This window comes from Halorhabdus sp. CUG00001, assembly GCF_009797925.1.
In the GTDB taxonomy this organism is placed as follows: domain Archaea; phylum Halobacteriota; class Halobacteria; order Halobacteriales; family Haloarculaceae; genus Halorhabdus.
Map to the genome: position 1 here is coordinate 1,074,762 of NZ_VOLB01000001.1, position 20,236 is coordinate 1,094,997.

19 protein-coding genes are annotated in these 20,236 nt (G+C 61.3%); 4 read left to right on the plus strand and 15 right to left on the minus strand.

The window, feature by feature from the left end:
- Positions 1-122: 122 nt before the first annotated feature.
- The 3 genes from FR699_RS05350 to FR699_RS05360 all read right to left on the minus strand — a co-directional run bounded on the left by FR699_RS05350 (position 123) and on the right by FR699_RS05360 (position 2,272).
- The gene (locus FR699_RS05350; RefSeq protein ID WP_154551422.1) at positions 123-1,175 is read right to left on the minus strand and encodes a phytoene/squalene synthase family protein; all 1,053 of its coding nucleotides are present in this window, start codon (positions 1,173-1,175) and stop codon (positions 123-125) included.
- An 8-nt stretch (positions 1,176-1,183) separates the two neighbouring features.
- Positions 1,184-1,432, minus strand: a complete 249-nt coding sequence (locus FR699_RS05355) for a hypothetical protein (RefSeq protein ID WP_158854574.1) — start codon at positions 1,430-1,432, stop codon at positions 1,184-1,186.
- A 228-nt stretch (positions 1,433-1,660) separates the two neighbouring features.
- Positions 1,661-2,272, minus strand: a complete 612-nt coding sequence (locus FR699_RS05360; RefSeq protein ID WP_154551420.1) for a TetR/AcrR family transcriptional regulator — start codon at positions 2,270-2,272, stop codon at positions 1,661-1,663.
- A gap of 777 nt (positions 2,273-3,049) precedes the next feature.
- On the opposite strand from FR699_RS05360, the gene FR699_RS05365 reads away from it, so the two are divergent.
- Positions 3,050-6,076 (plus strand): MMPL family transporter, encoded by a 3,027-nt coding sequence (locus FR699_RS05365; protein ID WP_154551418.1) that lies wholly within the window; start codon positions 3,050-3,052, stop codon positions 6,074-6,076.
- Between the two features lie 226 nt (positions 6,077-6,302).
- Positions 6,303-7,073, plus strand: coding sequence for an alpha/beta fold hydrolase (locus tag FR699_RS05370; protein ID WP_229770524.1), 771 nt, complete (start codon positions 6,303-6,305; stop codon positions 7,071-7,073).
- A gap of 51 nt (positions 7,074-7,124) precedes the next feature.
- Here the strand turns inward: FR699_RS05370 and map are convergent, their stop codons facing one another.
- From map to FR699_RS05410, 8 genes are all read right to left on the minus strand, one after another.
- The gene (gene map, locus FR699_RS05375) at positions 7,125-8,021 is read right to left on the minus strand and encodes a type II methionyl aminopeptidase (protein WP_154551417.1); all 897 of its coding nucleotides are present in this window, start codon (positions 8,019-8,021) and stop codon (positions 7,125-7,127) included.
- 65 nt (positions 8,022-8,086) lie between these two features.
- Positions 8,087-8,713 (minus strand): DUF6232 family protein, encoded by a 627-nt coding sequence (locus FR699_RS05380; protein ID WP_158854576.1) that lies wholly within the window; start codon positions 8,711-8,713, stop codon positions 8,087-8,089.
- Position 8,714: 1 nt separating this feature from the next.
- Positions 8,715-11,954 carry a carbamoyl-phosphate synthase large subunit gene (gene carB, locus FR699_RS05385; RefSeq protein WP_158854578.1) on the minus strand — a complete coding sequence of 1,080 codons (3,240 nt, stop codon included), beginning with the start codon at positions 11,952-11,954 and terminating at the stop codon, positions 8,715-8,717.
- 85 nt (positions 11,955-12,039) lie between these two features.
- Positions 12,040-13,746 (minus strand): flippase activity-associated protein Agl23, encoded by a 1,707-nt coding sequence (locus FR699_RS05390; RefSeq protein ID WP_158854580.1) that lies wholly within the window; start codon positions 13,744-13,746, stop codon positions 12,040-12,042.
- A gap of 72 nt (positions 13,747-13,818) precedes the next feature.
- A complete protein-coding gene (locus FR699_RS05395; RefSeq protein WP_370515546.1) occupies positions 13,819-14,046 on the minus strand; it encodes a hypothetical protein in 228 nt (75 codons plus the stop codon).
- A gap of 136 nt (positions 14,047-14,182) precedes the next feature.
- Positions 14,183-14,713: a DUF5815 family protein gene (locus FR699_RS05400; RefSeq protein WP_158854584.1), complete on the minus strand. Its 531-nt coding sequence runs from the start codon at positions 14,711-14,713 to the stop codon at positions 14,183-14,185.
- A 67-nt stretch (positions 14,714-14,780) separates the two neighbouring features.
- The gene (locus FR699_RS05405; RefSeq protein WP_154551411.1) at positions 14,781-15,197 is read right to left on the minus strand and encodes a hypothetical protein; all 417 of its coding nucleotides are present in this window, start codon (positions 15,195-15,197) and stop codon (positions 14,781-14,783) included.
- Positions 15,198-15,264: 67 nt separating this feature from the next.
- Complete coding sequence (locus FR699_RS05410) at positions 15,265-16,509, minus strand: NAD(P)/FAD-dependent oxidoreductase (RefSeq protein ID WP_158854586.1); 1,245 nt, start codon at positions 16,507-16,509, stop codon at positions 15,265-15,267.
- Positions 16,510-16,716: 207 nt separating this feature from the next.
- Between FR699_RS05410 and FR699_RS05415 the strand changes: the two genes are divergently transcribed.
- Positions 16,717-17,322 carry a DUF6149 family protein gene (locus FR699_RS05415; protein ID WP_154551409.1) on the plus strand — a complete coding sequence of 202 codons (606 nt, stop codon included), beginning with the start codon at positions 16,717-16,719 and terminating at the stop codon, positions 17,320-17,322.
- A 22-nt stretch (positions 17,323-17,344) separates the two neighbouring features.
- On the opposite strand, the gene FR699_RS05420 is transcribed toward FR699_RS05415, so the two are convergent.
- Together FR699_RS05420 and FR699_RS05425 are read right to left on the minus strand one after the other, a co-directional pair.
- The gene (locus FR699_RS05420; RefSeq protein ID WP_158854588.1) at positions 17,345-17,695 is read right to left on the minus strand and encodes a VOC family protein; all 351 of its coding nucleotides are present in this window, start codon (positions 17,693-17,695) and stop codon (positions 17,345-17,347) included.
- 127 nt (positions 17,696-17,822) lie between these two features.
- Complete coding sequence (locus tag FR699_RS05425) at positions 17,823-17,975, minus strand: hypothetical protein (protein ID WP_158854590.1); 153 nt, start codon at positions 17,973-17,975, stop codon at positions 17,823-17,825.
- Between the two features lie 55 nt (positions 17,976-18,030).
- Between FR699_RS05425 and FR699_RS05430 the strand changes: the two genes are divergently transcribed.
- Entirely contained in the window at positions 18,031-18,438 is a 408-nt protein-coding gene (locus FR699_RS05430; RefSeq protein ID WP_158854592.1) for a hypothetical protein, read from the plus strand.
- A 70-nt stretch (positions 18,439-18,508) separates the two neighbouring features.
- Here the strand turns inward: FR699_RS05430 and FR699_RS05435 are convergent, their stop codons facing one another.
- Both FR699_RS05435 and FR699_RS05440 read right to left on the minus strand, forming a co-directional pair.
- The gene (locus FR699_RS05435) at positions 18,509-18,724 is read right to left on the minus strand and encodes a hypothetical protein (RefSeq protein ID WP_154551406.1); all 216 of its coding nucleotides are present in this window, start codon (positions 18,722-18,724) and stop codon (positions 18,509-18,511) included.
- A 196-nt stretch (positions 18,725-18,920) separates the two neighbouring features.
- Positions 18,921-20,231: an NAD(P)/FAD-dependent oxidoreductase gene (locus FR699_RS05440; protein ID WP_158854594.1), complete on the minus strand. Its 1,311-nt coding sequence runs from the start codon at positions 20,229-20,231 to the stop codon at positions 18,921-18,923.
- Positions 20,232-20,236 lie beyond the last annotated feature (5 nt).

The following is a 20,236-nucleotide window of genomic DNA, read 5'->3' on the forward strand; positions in this document are numbered from 1 at the left end:
TTGGGACAGCGAAGAGTCCAGAGAGCGTTCGTCACCCATAGAACGGCACGTCGTGGTAGCCGTTTTATCAGAGACACGCCACGGAGGAGCAAGTTTGGTGCTCTTTGGCACTGAGATGAGTATCAGTCAACAGCGAGGTGGTACGGCGTTTCGGCAATAGTGCGACGAAGATCGGGGATCGAATCCCGCCCAGCCTCGGTCGCTGCGTCCACGATCGCCACCACTTCCTGGCGAGAGATCTTCACTCCGCCATCGGTCAATGCGTCCTCGGGACGGTCCCGCAACTCTCGAAGGGTCCCCACGCTCAACAGATATGGGACCGACCACGCAGCGATCGTGTTACCGTGAGTGAGTGGCATTGCGTCGATATAGTCTGCAGCATCGTCGAGAAATGTCGACGCGTGGGCGGCAGTCCGTTCGACGACTTGGGCAGCTGCTTTCCGGTTGGTCGCCTCGAGCATCGTCTCTTGCTCGATCCCCGCAGCTGCGAGCCACTCGGCGGGCAAGTAGACGTTGTTCTCTGTCGTGTAATCGTCGTAGACGTCTTTCGCGACGTTCACCAGTTGCAAGAGGAGTCCGAAATCGATCGCTGTCTCGTCCAACGTCCGAGCAGGAGTCTGTTCGATTCCGTCTCGCGTCAGTAAGTTGGTGATGAGCTTGCCGACAGTCCCCGCAGCATAATAGCAATACTCCTCGAGTTCAGCACGATCGACGAGACGGAGTCCGCCGGAAGCCTCATATCGTTGCACGAACGTTGCCATCCCGTCGACCATTTCCCGGACAGGCGGGACAACCGCTCGCTTGACGGATGCTGGCTGAGTAGCGAACGTCGCCTGGATTGTCGGGGAACGCGCGACGACGGTCCAGTCAGGACCGCGATCGGCCGGGGCCGGCAGCCACTTGTCGACAGCGTCTCGGAACGCCAGTATCGTCTCGTCACTGGCCGGGTCGAGCGCAGCTCCGTACGTTCTCAGGAGAGACGCTTGCCTTGCAGGCGGGATGTGATCGGCGTCTTCGACAGTATCGGCCACGCGACACAAGAGATACCCCACACAGATCTGTGACGACATCGGCTCCGCTAAGACGTCAACTGTCAGAGCAAATGTCCGGGAAACTCCCTGTAGGGCGTCGTGACACCACGAGAGGTCCGGTTCGGGAGAGGAAGCAACTACCATTGGTGTGATCACAGAGTACTGAGGTAAACGACCCACCACAGGAATCCAAAGCCGCCCAGCCCCGAGACCAGTAGGGCGAGGGCGGTTCTTCGCTGGGTAGTGTACAGTTTGTACCCACAGTAGACGGCAATCAGGCCGAGCGATGGAACGAGAACGAGTGACAGGATAGCAGTAGCCAGACCGACAGCGACGTACAGACGCCCACCCTGGTTCCAGGCTCGGGCCGAACTCACGAGGCTGCCCCGTGACAGACTCATTTGTGCTGCATCCCTCGCATAGCAGTTACTAACTAGTTAGTAAATATTTAAGCGTTGCGGAGATTGGCAGCATACACGAGACGATACTGGGCAACGGGCCAGGTATTCTAACTGCGACAGCTCGCTGGACAACGCGAGCGTTCGTGTCTCACTATCTGTACCCGGCCTCCCGATCGGGAGAAAGACATCCACCGACAGGCGAGGAGTTGACAGCTGGGCCGAGTGGGTCTAGTGGCTATTCGAAGGACTCTCGACAAATAGTTGTGCCGAGAGATACTCGTCAACGGCCTGTCTCGCATCAGCCACGATGCTGTCTTCGTCTAAGTAGATCGAGCGCGCACGTGCGCCGTTGACGATCATGAGAAGGGTCTGAGCGACGTGTGCCGGCTCAACGTCGCGAAAGACTCCCGCAGAGATACCCTGCTCGATGACCGTCTCGAGGAGATAGCTGATATATTGATCAGTCTCCGTGAACCGGAGACTGAACGATTCCTTGTGGAGGGTCTGATTGCGCATTTCGGCGAGCGCGACGAGAAGATCGTGGTGGTCCCGCGGGTCCATGAGTAATTTGTCGACGAGTAATTCGAGGCGTTCCTTGGGATCGGTCGCCTGTACCTCGTGGAGCGTACTCACGTATTCGCCGAGTATGTGATCGAGAAACGCCAACAGGAGATCGTCTTTCGTGTCGTAGTGATAGTGGATCGCCGCAGTGGTTTTGCCGTATTCCTCGGCGATCCGTTTGATCGTCAGATCCGCATACCCGTACTCACACAACGCTCGATAGGTCGCACCCATGATTTCGTCGTGGCCATCTGTGGGGGCTTGCGGAGAATGTTCCATCCTACAGAGAGATAGCGAGATCACGCAATTAATTGTTTTGACTGCTTGATAAGTATCGCGCCACGCTGGGAGTCTGCCGTGAGGGACTCATCAGTCGACCCGAAAGTAGCAGTCTTCCCAGTCGTCGTACCCGAAACTGAACCAAAAAGTTGATACTGACCAACCAGTCAGTAAGTTACGGAGGGAAACACAGTCAGCAAGTGATTCTCGCGCTCGTTACACAGTCACTGTCGGCATGAACCCCCTCCCGCCCCTCACCGACGGGATCACGTTCTGTCGGCCGGTCACGACCTGCACTGCTGTTGGGCTTGTCACGAGTGGCGGTGCACAGAGCGTGGGGATGTCCCCCCACCCCACTAGCTAAGTGCTACCACACTTCGATCCTGTGTCTGAACGTTTCCTTCCTCGAACCCGTATCCACGGTTGGCGAACCAAGTACGCTCCCCATCCTCGGGTACACATCCCGGCAGCGTTGCCGACAACCCACATACTAACTAACTGTTCAGTAGGTAATGAACCGTGTGGCGCGAAAGAACTTGGGCCGGCAACCCAACGACAGAGACGACCACGGGACCGGGCAGGAACCGGGCGACAGACGAAACGGAAACAGGCGCGATAGAGACGCTGGACGGCTATACTGTGGTGATAGAGTACTGATTGAACTGTTCGCACATGCAATGTCGTCACGGCTTCCGAGACCGTCACATATATGCTGACTAAATGTTTAGTCAGTCCGAGAACAGACAATGACTGCAGACAGTGTACGGAGGCCAGACAGTGGGACTCAGTGACCGACTGTTCGAGCAAGTAATCGAGCACAGCAAGGTCGCGATCGTGGTGCTGTTGGTGTTGACGGTCGCCGTCGGTGCCGGCGCAACACAGGTATCACAATCGTCGTCGTTGGATCAGTTTCAGGGCCAAACAACGGAGTCAGCGAAGCTAGATTACATAGAGACGAATTTCTCCGCAGGAGAGTCGAATACGACGTCAGTACAGGCAATCATCCGGGACGAGAACGTCCTCGATAAGGATTCACTGACGGAGATGCTGGCAATGCAGGCCGAACTCCGCGAAAACGAGACAGTCAACGGGACGTTGGCCGAGCAAAATGCGATTGTCGGTATTCCCAACATCGTCGCGACGGCCGGCATCCGAGCGGAGATTGGCCAGCAGTTACGGACGACCGCAGCCGAATTCGAGCGACTGAACAGGACAGTCACGCGCGAGCGGACAGCGATCGCAAAACGGGCCACACAGCTCGAACAACGCGCTGTCCGACTCAACGAGACAGCAAAGAGACTCCAACGCGCCCTCCAGACAATCCAGCGCAGGCCCGCGGCGGACGCACGAACGCTGTTCGAGCAGGTCGACGCGAACTCGACGGTGACGCTGGACGAGGAGCACTTTTCGACGTTCAATCGATCGGTTCAGCAACTCCGGGCCGCAACGAACGAGTCACAGCGTAAAGCAGCCTACACGCTTGGAACCCAGGGTGTCTTGCGCTCGGAATACCAGCAACTACAGCGCAATCGGACGGCACTCACAGACCGGACCGACGACCTCGAATCGAAAGCACAACGGCTCAAGTCAGTCGGTGCAGAGCTCCAGACACGACAGTCACAGCTGGAGAACGCGAGTGCCGCGTCGTTGTCCGCCCAGCGTGAGCAACTCGCTTCGATGAACGAGTCCGAAATCGACGCCGTCCTCGGTCAAATTCTGAGCCAAAACGGTGGGAGCGGGCAGGCGTTCGCGTTCATGCCGACCGGGTACGAGCCCGGGAGTCCGAACGCAAACGCCACGATGTGGCTTATCACCCAGACCTCCGGTGGAGAGCGCTCGGCCGGTGCTGTCAGTGATCGACTGATGGACTCTCAACTCGCGATGGAGACAGTCCTTTCGGAGGCGGCCACCGAAAACGACGACGCGATCGTCTTCGGCACGGGGAAGATATCCGACGAGATCAACCGGTCGATGACAGACTCTCTGGCCATCGTGGGGCCACTTGCACTGTTGTTCGTCGTCCTAGCCCTGATTGTCGCCTATCGGGACGTCCTGGACATTCTCCTCGGAGTCGTCGGGATCGGTGCTGTCCTCATCATGACCTTCGGGTTCATGGGCTGGGCCGATATTCCGTTCAATCAGATGTTCATCGCCGTCCCGGTGCTGTTGATCGGGCTGAGCATCGACTACGCGATCCATACCTTCATGCGCCACCGTGAGGAGCGCCACAACGACCACACCGCCAGTAGTGTGCGTGGCGCGATGGGCGTCGGGCTAGCTGGGGTCGGTGTCGCGCTGGTCTGGGTAACAGCGACGACAGCCATTGGCTTCCTCTCGAATCTCACGAGTCCGGTGCCGCCGATTCAGGACTTCGGTATCGTGAGTTCGGTCGGGATCGTGGCCGCACTGCTCGTGTTCGGGATCTTGATCCCCGCACTGAAAGTCGAAATCGACGAGTTCCTCGAAGGCCGCGGGTTCGACCGCAAAAAGCCCGCCTTTGGAACCGGTGGTGGACGGTTCAGTTCCGTGCTCAGCATCGGTGCGACGGCGGCACGCAAGGCGCCGTACCTCCTGCTCATCGGTGCGGTCCTGCTCAGTGCGGCCGGTGCCGTCGGTGGGTCACAAGTCGATACGAGCTTCGATCAGGAGAGTTTCCTGGCCGAGGATCCGCCAGACTGGTCGAAAAATCTCCCAGAGCCGTTCAAGCCCGGCGAGTACTCCGCAAAAGAGAACCTCGAGTACGTAAACCAGAACTTCTTGCGCCAAGACTCCCAGGCACAGATCCTGATCGAAGGGCCGGTCGCCACGAGCGAGGCGATCGGGGAAGTACACGATGCACGCCTGGCTGCTGGCAACGATTCGGTAGCACCGAACGTCCAGGTGCTCTCAGATGGGGAGCCAGATATTCGGAGTCCGCTGTCGGTCATGCAGTCGGTCGCGGCCGACAACGAGACGTTCAACGCCACCTTCAGACAAGCCGATACGAACGGTGACGGTGTGCCCGATCAGAATGTGAACGCGGTGTTCGACGACCTGTTCGCGATCGCACCGGAACCCGCTGCTGGCGTCATCCACCGGACGGACAGCGGCTACGAGGCAGTGCGGATGGTCATCTCCGTGGAAGGTGGCACCTCAGGCAGTGCAGTGACGACTCAGATGCGAGACATCGCGGAGACAGTCGACAGTGAGCGCCTCACTACCACTGCGACGGGCCAAACGATCTTGTTCAAGATCGTTCAAGATCAGCTCCTCCAGACGGTCATCGAGAGTCTGCTCATCACCCTCGTTGCCGTCTTCGCCTTCCTGATGTTCACGTACCGCATCACGGAGGGAAGTGCCTCGCTGGGTGCCTTCACACTGCTCCCGGTCGTGATGAGCGTCAGCTGGATCCTGGGGACGATGTACCTGCTCGATATCCCGTTCAACATTCTCACGGGGATGATCACGAGCCTGACCGTCGGGCTCGGGGTGGCCTACAGCATCCACCTCAGCGAGCGGTACAACCAGGAACTCGAACGCGCCGAGACGATGTGGGACGCCATGGAGACCGCCGTCACCGGCACTGGCGGTGCGCTGTTAGGCAGCGCCGCCACGACGGTCGGTGGCTTTGGCGTGCTCGCGTTCGCGATCCTGCCACCACTCCAGCAGTTCGGCATCATCACCGGTCTGACGATCATCTACGCGTTCCTCGCGAGCGTCCTCATCTTGCCAAGTCTGCTCGTCATCTGGACGAAGTACTTTGGCCCCGACCACGCGAGCGTGGACGACACACCGAGGGCAGAAGCTGTGTCGACTGAGGAGTAAGCCCCGGATCAACCGCCCCACGCGGGCGGAGTTCTCGGACCGAGCGTTCCTGACGGGCACGAGTTTTCGGGACGAACGGTGTCCGTCGCCCACGCGAGGGCAAGCGGCCGGAGGGAGTCTCCGTGTGGACCGAAACCATGGACTGTCCCGAGAGCCAATGTGGGGACCGCCCACCCGACACTCGTCGGCGATACTGTTAGGAGGGTCTCGATACCAGTGTCGAACAATGGGACGCGTTCGGACGTGGCTGAGACGGAATCGGGAGCGACTAGTCGTCTGGGCAGTCGTCGTCGCGATGGTCGCAGTCGTCGGGATCACACTGTACTTTACGACGCCATTTCACGGGAGTCCCGAGAGCGTCAGGGCAATACAGGACAACGACGCCATCGACTCCCACACCGTCGACGGTGACTACATTCTTGAACCCGCAAACGCAACCACAAAAGCTGGACTGGTGTTTTACCCAGGGGCGCGCGTCCATCCGGATGCGTACCTCTCGTCACTGTCACCGCTGGTCACGGAAGCGAACGTTACAGTCGTTGTCGTCAAACTGCCGTTGAACCTGGCGATTCTCGAACAGGGCGCAGCTACCGGCATAATGGACGAGGACATCGAACAGTGGTACGTCGGCGGCCACTCGCTGGGCGGGGCGATGGCCTGTCGATACGCCAAGCGCAATCCGGAACGCGTCTCGGGGGTCGTGCTGTTCGGTTCCTACTGTGACCAGTCGATCGCGGCGACCGATCTGCGTGTGTTGAGCGTCGCGGGCGAAGCGGACAGGGTGCTCGACTGGACGACCTACGAGCAGAGCATAGCGAATTTACCCACCACCGCAACTGTAGAAACCATTCCGGGCATCAATCACACACAGTTTGGCAGCTACACCGGGCAGCCAGGCGATCGACCGTCAGGAACGGCCTATGCGGTCGCCCACCAGCGGCTGGCAAACGTGACAGTCCCGTGGTTCCAAGACGGCCACACTGAGCGAGGTACGTGACCGGCAACGTTCGATCGCCGTATCTTGGACAAACGACGAGTATCCACCGCGTTATCGGCTACGCGTCGTCACGTCACACCCATCCTCGGTGACGATGAGGGTGTGTTCTTTCTGGCTGACGTAGTGGCCGTCGTCTTCTTTCAGGACGGGATAGCCGTGGATGATGTCTTGCTGTTTCAGCCGTCGGAGCGCCATCTTGGGCCGCTTGACGTCGAGCCAGCGCGTCGCAAAGGGGAGAGTCTTGAACTCCTCGGCGATCTGTTCTAAGGCCTGTCTGGCCCGCCGGTCTCGAACGTTGCCTTCGCGTTCGAGCGCGAAGATCTCCTCGTCGCTGCCTTCCCGAACCTTTCCAGGGCCGTCGGTGGCGAACGGTTCGATCGCCACCACGTCACCAGCTTCCAGGGAGACACTCTGGTCGACCGCCCGGTTGGGGATGTTCGGTGTGGTGTGTTGCTCGTACTGGCCGAGACCGTGGCCCGTGAGGTTGACCACTGGGTTGAAGCCGTAGCCCTCGATCGTTTCCTCGACGACGGCCCCGATCTCGCCGGTTTCGACGCCCGCTTGGACGATATCGAGGGCTGCATCGAGGGCCTCTGCGGGGGCCTCGGCGAGTTCGTCCCGGCCGGCGAGGTCGACCGTCACGGCCGTATCGGCCAGCCAACCGTCCACACTGACACCGATATCGAGGTTGATCAGTTCTTCACCGAACGTCGCCTCGTCATCAACGCTTGGCGTCGCATGGGCAGCCTCCTCGTCGACGCTGATATTGACCGGAAACGCCGGTTCCCCGCCGAGTTCGCGGATCCGATCTTCGGCCCACTGGGCGACTTCGAGGTGGCTGACACCGACCTCGACGCGCTCGGCTGCTTCGTCACGAACTTCGGCGAGAATCTTCCCGGCTTCCCGGTGTTTCTCGTACTTCTCTGCCGTCAGGTCCACGTCGCTCATACCCGCCCTACGGAGGGCCGGGGGAAAGTGTTTGCCGATCCGTTCGATGCGACAGTTGGCTTCGTCTAGGTCTGCTCGCTGACTTCCTCGTCAGTGGTCGTCTCCTCACTGACTTGTTCCTCGGTGGCGTCCACCTCGGCGGTCGTCCCGTCAGTAGTCGTCCCCTCGGTGGTTGCCGCAATTGTCTCACGAATGTCGTCGACGTCCGCGTCGTCAGCGAACACCTGGACGGTCGCCTCGCTCGTTCTGATCTGGAGGTAGTGTTGGGCCGGCTGATCGTCACTGTCGTCACGCAGCCGCGACCCGGCCAGGCCGGCGGCAAACAGCACCGCGCCAATGACGATCGGAGACAGCGCCACCTGGGCCGACACGTCGACGAAGAGCCAGAGGATGGGTGTCACCAGCAAGCCAAATACCAGCGCCAGACCGCCAAGACCAGCTAGCAGTCCAGCCCCGGACGGCTGCATCGACGTCGATTCGAGATCTCGGACCTGCTCGAGAGCGACGGTTTCGAGTTCCTCGTCGAGCCAGAGCAATCGCTGATCTGTCATCCCCAGCGTCTCCGAGCCGCCCAGTGTCGGGACTGAAAGCGAGAGACCGCGAGTGATCCCGTCGACGACCCAGGTTTCGCGCAGTTGCTCGTCGTCGCCGAGAAACGAGCGCAGCGCTTTCTCGGTTCGGTCGGTACTCATCTCACTCGTCGCCCCACTTTCGGGCCGTTTTGGGCCGTGAATCGATATCTTGGACGTTCAGCGGTTCGTCGGCTGACTCGATCGCTTCGAGGGCGGCCTCGGCACTTTCCAGCGTCGAGAAGTACGTGATCGTCTCCTCGACACAGACCTCCAATACGTCCCGGTCGCGGGAGACCACGAGATCGATCTCGCCGTCACGCAGTGCCTGCTCGATGGCCGCCGTATCTTCGAAGTCCGCAAAGTCAAGCGTCTCGAAGTGTTCCTCGAAACCGAGGATCGGGAGGTCGACGATCGCCGTCCCCTCTAGGGGAATTGCCTTGCCAACCGCCTGTTGGGCCTTCTGATAGGCTTTCCCGAACGAGCCGGCGGTGCCCATGACCTCGCCCGTCGACTTCATCTCCGGACCGAGGCGTGGGTCCGATCCCGGCAGACGGTCAAAGGGCAACACGACCTCCTTGACGCTGACTTGCTCGGGCTGGTTCTCCTCGATGTCGAGATCTGCAAGATCGGTCCCGGCCATGACTTTCGCAGCGATCTGTGCGATCGGGACACCCGTCGTCTTCGAGATGAAGGGGACCGTCCGCGAGGAACGCGGGTTCGCTTCGAGGACGTAGACCGTCCCGTCCCGGACCGCAAGCTGGACGTTGAGCAGCCCTTCGGCATCGAGTTCGCGGGCGATCTCCTCGGCAACCTCGCGGATGCGCGGCATGACCGCTTTGATCTCTTCGCTGCGGGGCGGGATCATACACGCCGAGTCTCCAGAGTGGACCCCAGCCGTCTCGACGTGTTCCATGACACCACCGATGAGGACATCTCCGCCCTCGCCGGCAGCGTCGGCAACGGCATCGACGTCGAGTTCGACAGCATCGGCGAGGAAGTCGTCGACGAGGATCGGCTTGTCCGGGCTGACCCGAACGGCCTCCTCGATGTAGGTTTTCAGGTCCTCGTCGTTGTAGACGACATCCATCGCACGGCCGCCAAGCACGTAGCTCGGGCGGACGAGCACCGGGTAGCCGATGTCGCGAGCCAGTTCCAGGGCTTGTGCTTCGCTGGTTGCCGAGCCACCCTCGGCCTGGGCGATGCCCAGCTCGTCCATCAGGCGGTTGAAGCGGTCACGGTCCTCCGCGAGGTCCATCGCATCGACCGAGGTGCCAAGAATCTCACAGTCCAGTCCGCGGCGATCGAGTTCCTTCTCTAAGGGATGGCCGATGTCGACGGACGTCTGGCCACCGAACTGAACCATCACGCCGTCGGCACCGGTCTCCTCGACGACATCGGCGACTTCCTCGGCAGTGATGGGCTCGAAGAACAATCCGTCGGAGGTGTCGTAGTCCGTCGAGACCGTCTCGGGATTGTTGTTGACGACGTGGGCCTCGATGCCCATCTCCTCTAGGGCGCGGACGGCGTGGACCGAACAGTAGTCGAACTCGACGCCCTGCCCGATCCGGATGGGACCGCCACCGACGACGACGACGCTCTCGACGTCGGGATCGACCTGCACTTCGTTGCGTTCCAGCCCCGAGATGGGTTCACGAGCCGAGTAGTAATACGGCGTCGTGGCCTCGAACTCGCCGGCGCAGGTGTCGACCTGCTTGAACGAGCGTGGCGGGGCCGCTTCCTCGACATCGTCGACTGCGACGGCTCCGGTGCCGCCATCGGCCTGTGGCGTGGCTTCGTCGCCCTCGTCGACGACACCACGCGCATCGAGCAAGCGGTCAGGCAGCCAGGAGGCGTGGGTGTCCTCGAAGGCCCCGCCGCCAGCCAGCGTCGCGACTTCGTGGTTCGTGAATCCTTCCTGGGCCGCGAGTTCGAGAGTCCCGTCGTGGGCGGCCTCGGCGGCGTCGGCGATCCGTTTGTACCGCTGTACGTACCACTCGCGGATCTCGGTCAGTGCCGACACCTCCTCGACGCTGTAGCCGCGCTCGAAGGCCTCGAACATCGCGTAGGGACGATCAGGCGAGGGGCGCACGAGATACTCCGATTCGAGTTCCTCGTCGTCGATCTCGGCCCAGTTGACCGCCGGATCGTACTCCGTCGAGCGCAGGGCTTTCAGCAGTGACTCCTGGAAGGTTCGCCCGATCGACATCGCCTCGCCGGTCGACTTCATCGCTGGCCCGATCTCGAAGTCGACGTCGGTGAACTTGTCGATCGGCCAGCGCGGAATCTTCGTGACCACGTAGTCGATCGCTGGCTCGAAGGCGGCAGTGGTCTCGCCGGTGATCTCGTTTTCGATTTCGTGGAGGCGCTTGCCCATCGCGACCTTTGCAGTAACGCGGGCGATCGGGTAGCCGGTCGCCTTCGAGGCCAGTGCCGAGGAGCGTGAGACGCGCGGGTTGACTTCGACGACACGATACTCGCCGCCCGGCGTGCCGTCGTCACGCCAGGCGAACTGGATGTTACAGCCGCCGTGGATCTCCAGTTCGCGGATCACCTTCAGTGCCGTGTCCCGCATTTCCTGGTGGCCTTCGTCCGGGATGACCTGGGACGGTGTAACGACCATCGACTCCCCGGTGTGGATGCCCATCGGGTCCAGATTCTCCATGTTGCAGATGATGATACAGGAGTCATCGGCGTCGCGCATCACCTCGTACTCCAGTTCGATCCAGCCGTCGATGGACTCGGTGATCATCACGCGGTCGTCACGCGAGAGGCGCAGCCCCTTCCGTGTGGCCTCCTTGAGCTCGTCCATGTCGTCGATGACGCCCGAGCCAGCCCCACCCAGTGTGTAGGTCGTCCGCATGATGACTGGCAGACCGCCGACCGCCGCAACGGCGTCTTCAACCTCGTCGATGGCCTCGATAGTCGTCGAGGCTGGGACCGGTTCGCCGATCGACTCCATGCGCTTTCGGAACTGCTCGCGGTCTTCGGTCGCATAAATCGTGTCCAGGGGCGTCCCCATGACCTCGACGTCGTGCGCTTCGAGGACGCCTTCTTCGGCGAGTTCCGCGGTGACGTTCAGGCCAGTCTGGCCCCCGAGCCCGGCAATAACGCCGTCAGGGTCCTCTTTGCGGATGATCTCGGCGATGGCCTCCGTGTTGATCGGTTCGAGGTAAACCTCGTCGGCCATCTCCGGATCGGTCATGATCGTCGCCGGATTGGAGTTGACCAGGACCACGCGCGCGCCTTCTTCCTGAAGTGCGCGACAGGCCTGTGCCCCCGAATAGTCGAACTCGGCTGCCTGTCCGATCTGTATTGGGCCGCTCCCGATCAGCAAGATCGTTGGATCTTCGTCGTCCGTCATTGTGCATCTGGAGTTCGTTCGTCGTAATAAATCCGGCGAAGGGTTACGATACTCGCAAGTGAATTTCGAAAATCGTATTCGGTGCTTACCCGTCGGTCGCCAGTGCAGCCCGGTCGACGAAGAACACGTACGTCTGGCCGCCGAGTTCATACTCGAAGCCGAACGCACCGATCGTCACGGGACCGGGACGTAGCAAGACGGCTTCCTCACGGACGCTGTACCCCGGAAGCCGGGCGTGGAGCACATCGCGCTGGGTACTATCGGCGATCACGACCGGCGGTGGATCGGCCGGCAGCGAATCGATATCGGCCGCGCTGGTCACGGTCGCACCGGTCGCCTCGGTGTACCACGGCAGCGGGAGGCGATCGTACCAGTTGCTCGCGGCCGGCGGCTGGTCGTTATGAGACTCGTTGGCGACGGCGATATCACCGTAGTATAGCACGTCGGCCCCCTCGTTGGTGGCCGCGGCCGTCTGGAGATCCTCGACGATCGGCCGGAGGTCGCCGCCCGGCTGGCCACCTTGTGCGACGACATTGAGTCCGTGTGGCGGTTGCTGGTAGGTGATGAGGGCACTGGAGCCGACGACGAACGCCCCCGAGCTGACCAACAGCGCTGCGAGCCCAACAGTCGCGACAGTGTGGCCGTCGAGACCCACCGTTGGGAGCCGATCGAAGACGGCAACGAGTCCGATCGCCGCCGGGATCGCCAGCGCGACGACGACGTGGACGGCGAGCCACGGGGCCTTGATGTCAGCGACATAGGGGTAGCCGACGACCGCCGACAGCGCCCACCAGCCACAGAAAGCCACGAGCGGGCGCGGGTGCCAGCGAATCGCAACCACCGCGAAAACGACCGTCGCCGCGGCGGCGAGGGCGAGGACGGCCCCGAAGTGCGCCAGATAAGGAGCGTACGGATGGGCGTGCATATCCGGCACGAGCCAGAGGTCGGCGAAGGCACCCGCCGAGCCGACGGTCGCGTCCCACACAACCCGCGGGAGAAGCGACGGGTCGGCGAGGGCGCTCCACAATCCAGCGTCGGGGTCCGGCGACCGTGGCGCATAGAAAAACACGAGAACGGGGAGCATCTCAAGCGGGATGAGGAGTAGCGTCCGCCCCCACGATCGCACGCGTCCCATCGCGGCAGCGAGCCCCGACCGAACGGGATCGATCGGATCACGGCCGTGGCGACGAGCGGCCACAGCAGCGCCGACACCGACCATCACGATCGCACCCAGCCAGGAGACGGGATAGAGAATCGCGTTCTCCTTGGTGGTCAACGCCAGCGCGAAGGCGATGGCCGCCAAGTGCAGGTAGCGCCGTCGATCAGTATCGATCGCGGCCACGAGCGCGCCGAAGGTAACGAACGCGAAGACAGCCAGGGGTAGATCGCTCCGCATGAACCGCGAGTAATACAGCAGGAGGGGGTTGAGAGCCAACACGACACCGAGCGCGATTGTTTCAGTATCCTGCAGACGCGTTCGAAAGAGCAGTGCCGACAGCGGGAAGAGGCTCCCAAGGATGGCGACCGGGAGCCGCATGACGAAATCCGACGCGCCAGCGACCGCGATCACCCACCGCGTGACGTGCTGGACGAACGGCCCGTGGATGATCGGGCGATACTCCCAGTGCCCGCTCGCGGCAGTCCGGAGAATCCAGTACCCGACCCGTCCCTCGTCCCAGTGGGCGACGCGAACGCCGAGTCCAGCCAGCCTGACGGTGAGCGCGACCACGACGACGAGGGCGAGTGCTCGATGCGGATCTCCCAGCCAGGGACGATCACGGAGACGCTGCACGGCTTCGGCCACGAATGAGGGCTAAAAACGTGTTCCGGTCGGCGATCGAGCGGACACCGCCAGCGGTCCGCCTCACCGACCCCGCTCGTCGAAGCGATAACGGTACGGCTGGTCCCGAATGACTTCGATCTCGCCCGTCTCGGCGTGTCGACCCAGAACAGTCGCCACCTGATGGGCACTGTCGAAGGATTCGCCGTGGTCTTCGAGCAAGTCGAGTATCTCCCGGGCGGTGAGGGGACCGTCGCGATCGGCCTCGCGGATCACGGCTCGAATCGTCTCGAAGTCGCCGTGATGTAGCATGGTACGACATACAGCCTCATACCCCATTAAACACCGTCAGACTGGCGTCTGACGACCGTTCAACCCGGAACGCCGGACGCGGACGGAATTAGGTGTCACACAAACGAGACGGATCGTGATACTGTCACACACCCAGTCACGCTGCCGAGTCGTACTCGCCTTCGAAGTCCCGCTGGTGGCGGTAGGTCTCGACGAATTCGCCCACGTCGAACTCGGCCATTTCGGTTTCGAAGGCGTCGATCGCGGCCTCGTCGTCGGCGTGGCTGACGGCGTGTTCCATCAGTTCGACGACGAGCTCGACGACGATTTCGTGGAGTCGCCGGGAGTCAAAGTCAGTGACCCACACCAGTCCGCAGCCAATGTCACCGTCGTCTTCGACGTCTTTGGCGAGGACGGCGTCGGGAAACTCCTCTAAGACGATGCCCATGAGGTGGACGGTGCCCAGCTGGTCGGCTTCGTCTGTCGTCTCGACGGTCTCTCTGAGCACGTCGACGAGAAACTCCGGGAGGAAGCGACCGGGCGGGTGGACATCCATGACCACGGCGTGGGTGTCACCACAGTCACAGTCGAACTCCCGCATGCCCATGTCGAGTGTCGACAGGCCGACGGACTCGCCACAAGGGAGTTCGAGACGGTCACCCGCACCGGGAACGCGAGGCGATGTCATCGGCGGATGTTGCTCGCCAGCGGGGTTAAACGGCTCGAAGGGTGCAAGGCCACCCGAGACCGGTGGTTCAGGGCCAGTCCTCGCGCGTCTCGTCTTGCTCGGCCTGGGCCGGCGATTCCGGCTCGCCAAGCTCCCACTCGGCAGCCTCGGCGGCGTCTTCGACGTCGAGATACTCCCACCCCTGCTCGTTGGCCAGTGCCTTTGCGTCCTCGTCGGTCCCGACGTAGACGTACCGCGGGGTTTCGAACTGGCCTTTGACCGACTCGAGACTGTCTTTGCGCCCGCGCGGCCCGGAGAAAAAGTCCTGACGGACCCGATGTTTACGGGCGAAATTCGTGACGACGTAGGTTGGCTCCTCGGAGACGATGCCGACGTACTCGCTCCACGTCCGAGCGTCGTTGAAAACAGCGTCGGGGTGGGCGAATCGCTGCAACGCGTCCAGATCGAAGGCGAGAGTCATCTCGCCGCCCGAATCGCCGTGCATACCCCAACCAGCGGACTGGTGTGCAAAACGGTGTCGATACGCCCGACTGGAGGGGTCAATCGACGACCTACTGTTCGACCGCAGGAGCAGCCAGAGCGTCCAGATCGACCTCGGGTTCGAGAAGCAGGTCCGTCTGGTCGCCGACGGGCCGTTCCTGACGGATGATGCGTTTGAATGCACTCTGTTGAGAGAGATCGCCGACCAGGACGCCACCGATCAGCCGCCCGTCTTTGAACGTGAGTCGGCGCCACTCCTCGTCGCTGTACGTGCGCTGGGCGGACTGGTCGCCAAGCGTCGGGTGCCCAAAGGAGAGAAAGGGGAACTCAAAGTGCGTGATCGAGTACGTCGGCACGTACCGGAACGTCGCTGCAGGCTCGTCGGCGACCATGTTCTGGCCGGCGACGGCACCCTGCTCTTTAGCGCTGCCCCAGGAGCCATTCTGCGCGCGCTCGTCGAGAATGACGTCGAAGTACCGTGTGAGATCGCCGGCTGCATAGACGTTCTCGACGTTCGTTCGCATGTGCTCGTCGACGACGATCCCGTCGTCCAGTTCGACGGGCGTCTCCTGGAGAAACTCGGTGTTGTAATCGAGTCCGACGGCAACGGCCGCAAACTCCGCGTCGTGGAACTCGCCGTTGGAGTCGATTGCCCCGGAGACGTGTCCGTCGTCGTCGACTTCGAAGCGTTCGATGCCGCTCTCGAAGACCGGCGTCACGCCTAAGTCTCGAAGGGCCTCGTGGATCATCTCGGCACCGTCGAGCGTGAGCGCGTACCGCCACCAGCGGTTGCCCCGCATGAGATACTCGGCGTCGACGCCCTGAGCGCCACAGATCGCCGCGAGGTCGATCCCGAGCAGTCCGGCCCCGACGACGACGCCAGTTTCGGCCTCGCTTGCGTGCTGGCGGATGCGACGCGCGTCCTCGAAGGTCCAAAAGTGATGGATCCCGTCGGCGTCGCTATTTTCGACGGGCAGTCCGATCGGCGTGCCACCGGTCGCCACGAGGAGTTTGTCGTAGGCGATTGTCTCCCCGTCGTCGGTCTCGACGGTCTGGCTATCGGTGTCGACGCTCGTGACGCGCGTGTTGAGTCGGAGGTCGATGTCGCGTTCGTCGTACCACTCTTCCTCGTGGATCGCGATGGGGGCCTCCGGGAGTTTCCCCTTGGCGAACTCCTTGATGAGGATCCGATTGTAGAGGGGTTCGCCTTCCTCGGTAATGACAGTCACGTCGGCGTCGGGAGCAGCCTCGCGGATCGTCTCCGCGGCAGAACTACCCGCGATGCCATCGCCGAGGATTACGTGGGCCGTGGTCATGCTCGCGGTATTGGAACCGGGGCCTAATGTGGATTGCTATCGCTGCAATCGGCAGTAGTAGCTGGTTCCCGATCGTCTGCCCGGATCTGCCACGGACCGACAATGCGGGCGATCACCCACAGAGGGCCTGGCGTGCTCGGCAGTCGACGGGCGGCGAGCTACCGACTCCCGGACGTTGATGTACCTGGCCAGCCAAGAGTCAGGCACATGAAGATCAAGCAAAGTGTCAAACACTGGGCGGCAAAGCAAAGCCTGACGGCACCAGTCGTCGGCGACATGGTGGCCGACCGTCTCGTCGATATTCATACCGATTTCTTCTTAGACTGGGCCGACGAGGACCGCCGCGAAGAACGTCGCGAGCGCCTCGAAGCGCTGTTCGACGCGACGATGGACACCTACGTCGTCGCGCTGAGAGAGGGGTATCCGGAGGCCGAGGCCCGCGAAATTACCCACGCCCAGGCCAACTTCGACTTCTACAACCACGGCTGGACCGAAATGATGGAGTTCCCCGTCGACGAGATCGAAGCCCACTACGACCGCTACGCCGACTTCTTCGACGCCCACGGCATCTCGATCGACGATCCCCTCGGCGACTTTGCGCCCGCGGGCGGATTACCCGACGCCCCCTCGACGCCGGAAAAACTCGACGATCCCGACCACCCACACGCGATCGGTGGCTTTGCCGACGACGTGTACGTCGAGACCGACGACGGCGAGGTCGTGATCGGTGGCGGGGAAGAACCCGAGGAAGTCGACGTCGAAAAAGCCCCAGGCGTCGACCCGACTTCCGTCGACAGCGAGATCGAATCCTGAGTGGCCGGTCGGGTGACCCCAGCTATACCGGGTCCGTATCGTGGCGGAACGTCTGGAACTCCATAGTCCGTCCCTCGGGGTCCTCGGCGAAGAACTGGTAAATGTCGTACTCCTCGTTTACCGTCGGTGGGCCACGAGCCCGGTCGGCGAGTCGCTCGTAGTAAGTGTCGACGCCGTCCCGCGTCTCGGTGACGAAGGTCAACACGCCATCGGTCTCGGCCGTCTCGCGGTCGCAAAACCCGAACAGAAAGGAATCGTACCGGAGAATCGTGCACGCAGACTGTTCGAGCCAGACGGTCGCGTCGACGGCCTCGACGTAAAACGACGCGATCGATTCGTACTGCTCGGAGCCGAAGAACACGATCCCTGGCATGGGTTCGTGGACGGTGACAGCGTGGAAAAGCGTTTGTGTCAGCGAGAGATCGGTGGCAATCTCGATCGGAGAAAACCCTTGTGAGTCTGCATACAACGTATGCACATGTCCAAAAACCATTCGTCTCTCAGAAGATGCCTGCAAGCGCTTTGCCGGCCATAAGAGAGACGACGAAAACGATAGCAGCGGCAACCAGAACCTCGATGTAGTCGATAACGAGCCTCCGGCGCTGTGTTGCCGCTGTGAAAACGACAATATCCGGGAGTGAAGACGATATCATTGGGCATATTTGCAAGGCGAAACCTTTTTTGTTCCATTATGTTATCATTTCTAGCGTGTCATCCAACAGCCAGCCAGCGGACCGATCGAACCCCCAACCGGTCACATCGTTCAAAGAAAGCTGGCAACGTGGGAAACGCATTGTGTTTGCATACGTCTCGATCAACATGGTGCTGTTCCCGGTAGCCATCGCGTTTGGTCACGCACCTGGTTTGTCGATGACACAGACAATCGGTACAATCAACCTTGTCGCAGCCGGGGCAGCGCTGGCACTCTCACGCTGGCGTCCGAACACCAAACCAACCGGTTGGTTGACTGCCGTCGTGACGCTTCTCGGGTACGGAATCGCGGAGATGTGGCTCGGAATCACAGCTCAGTCGCCAGGATGGATCGCCGTTCGCAACGCGCTCGGTCTCTATCTCGTTTTGATTGTATTGGTTGTCGTCTATAGTCGTGAACAATGATCAGAGCGTGTCATAGAAAGATTCCCACGGAGTTCGTGAGTCGCTCAGTACAGTTGAACAGACTACCGGCTTATCTTTCCTGCAGGCCTTCGATAAAGAGCGAGAGTATCCAGTAGCCTGTCCCAAGTGTAACGATCACACCGATAATACCGATCAGGTACTCCCCTACCAGAAGTCTCCCTGCTAATTGGAGAGCAATTAAACCAACTATTCCGAGAAACAGCCCTAAGAGCCCGCGGTGAAGTGATGACGCTAATTGTTCAGTCGCGGATTCTGGGGAAGCCATGTCAGTATAGAATAACACACGACTTGTTGAACATTCCGGTGCTTGATCAAAGCTTCAATGAGCAATACGCACATACAGTGAGCATCTCTACGATAGCTGTGTATTATTCTATGACAGGCTATGATCAAGTAACCAGTCGGCGAATCCAGAAGATTGCGGTGGCGAGTAGTCGACTCACAACTCAACGCAAAGGGAACTACTGTGATTCCTGGATTAGGTCAGCACACCGCTCGCCCGCGACGATCGCGCCGTTGAGCGAGCGTTCCGGATACTGGGCCTGGGAAGCCATCCCGGCGTAGTAGACGCCCGCGGCCACGTCTTCACCCAGATCGTAGGGCACCACCATATCGAGATAGCCGCGCTCGTAGACGGGTGCCGTCTTCGGATTCCGTGCCGTTTCGATCCAATTGACCGTCTCGCGGTCGAACTCCGGGAACAGGTCCTCGATCCCGGAGAGCCAGGTTTCCTCGACGCCCTCGTCGTCCTGCTGCCAGAGGTCGTCCTCCAGATCCTGGACGTACTTGACGGCGTACAAGAGGTGTTCCCCCCCGTATCGCTCGGGCGGGACGTAATTGGTGTGTTCGATCAGTGCGCCGAACGGTGCCTCGTCGGCGATGTTGAGCCAGTAGGTATCCGTCAGCGACGCCTCCATGCTGATGACCGAACAGACCGTCCCCTGGAAATCGATCGCACACTCGTAGCCAGTCAGTTGCTCGAGGACGTCCGGCATCGTCGCGACGACGACGCTATCGACGTCGTGGGTCTGGGTCTGGCCAGTTTCGACCGTCAGCGAGTCGACCCTCCCGTCGTCGATCCCCACGTCAGTTACGCGAGCGCCCGTGACGATGTTCTCACGACCGACGGATTCGATCAGCGCGTCGATCACCCGGCCGAACCCACCGTCGAGGTAGCCAAGCAGTTCTCCCTTGAGGATGTCCCGCTCGCCACGGAACTTCACACGACCGAGCAACCAGGCCGCACTGACGTCCGTCCACCGGTCACCGAATTTGGCCTCCAAGAGCGGTTTGAAGAAGCGCTCGAAACAGCCACGGGAGGTGTGATCGAGGATAAACTCCTTGACCGGAACGTCCTCGAAGTCCTCCAAGCGCTCGTAGGTGTCAAAAGAGGGGATCCCGCCGCGAACGTCGACATCGAGGACGAGCATGCCCAGCCGGAACTTGTCGTAGATCGAGAGGTGTGGATAGGCCAGAATCTCCCAGGGCTTGTCCATCGGATGGACAACACCGTCGACGTAGTAGGCGTCGCTGCCGTAGCGCCACTCCAGAGCCGAGTCCAGGCCCAGTTCGTCGATCCACTCGACGATCGTCTCTTCGGATTTCGAGAGATGGTGGTAGAACTGCTCGATTGGATCGCCGGCGGTCTCGTAGGTCGCTGCGAGACCACCGAGGTCCGTGTTCGCCTCGAAGACACGAACGGCTCGACCCTGCTCCTGGAGGCGGTGGGCGGCCGCCAGTCCAGCGATTCCGCCCCCGACGACGCCGATCATGGCTC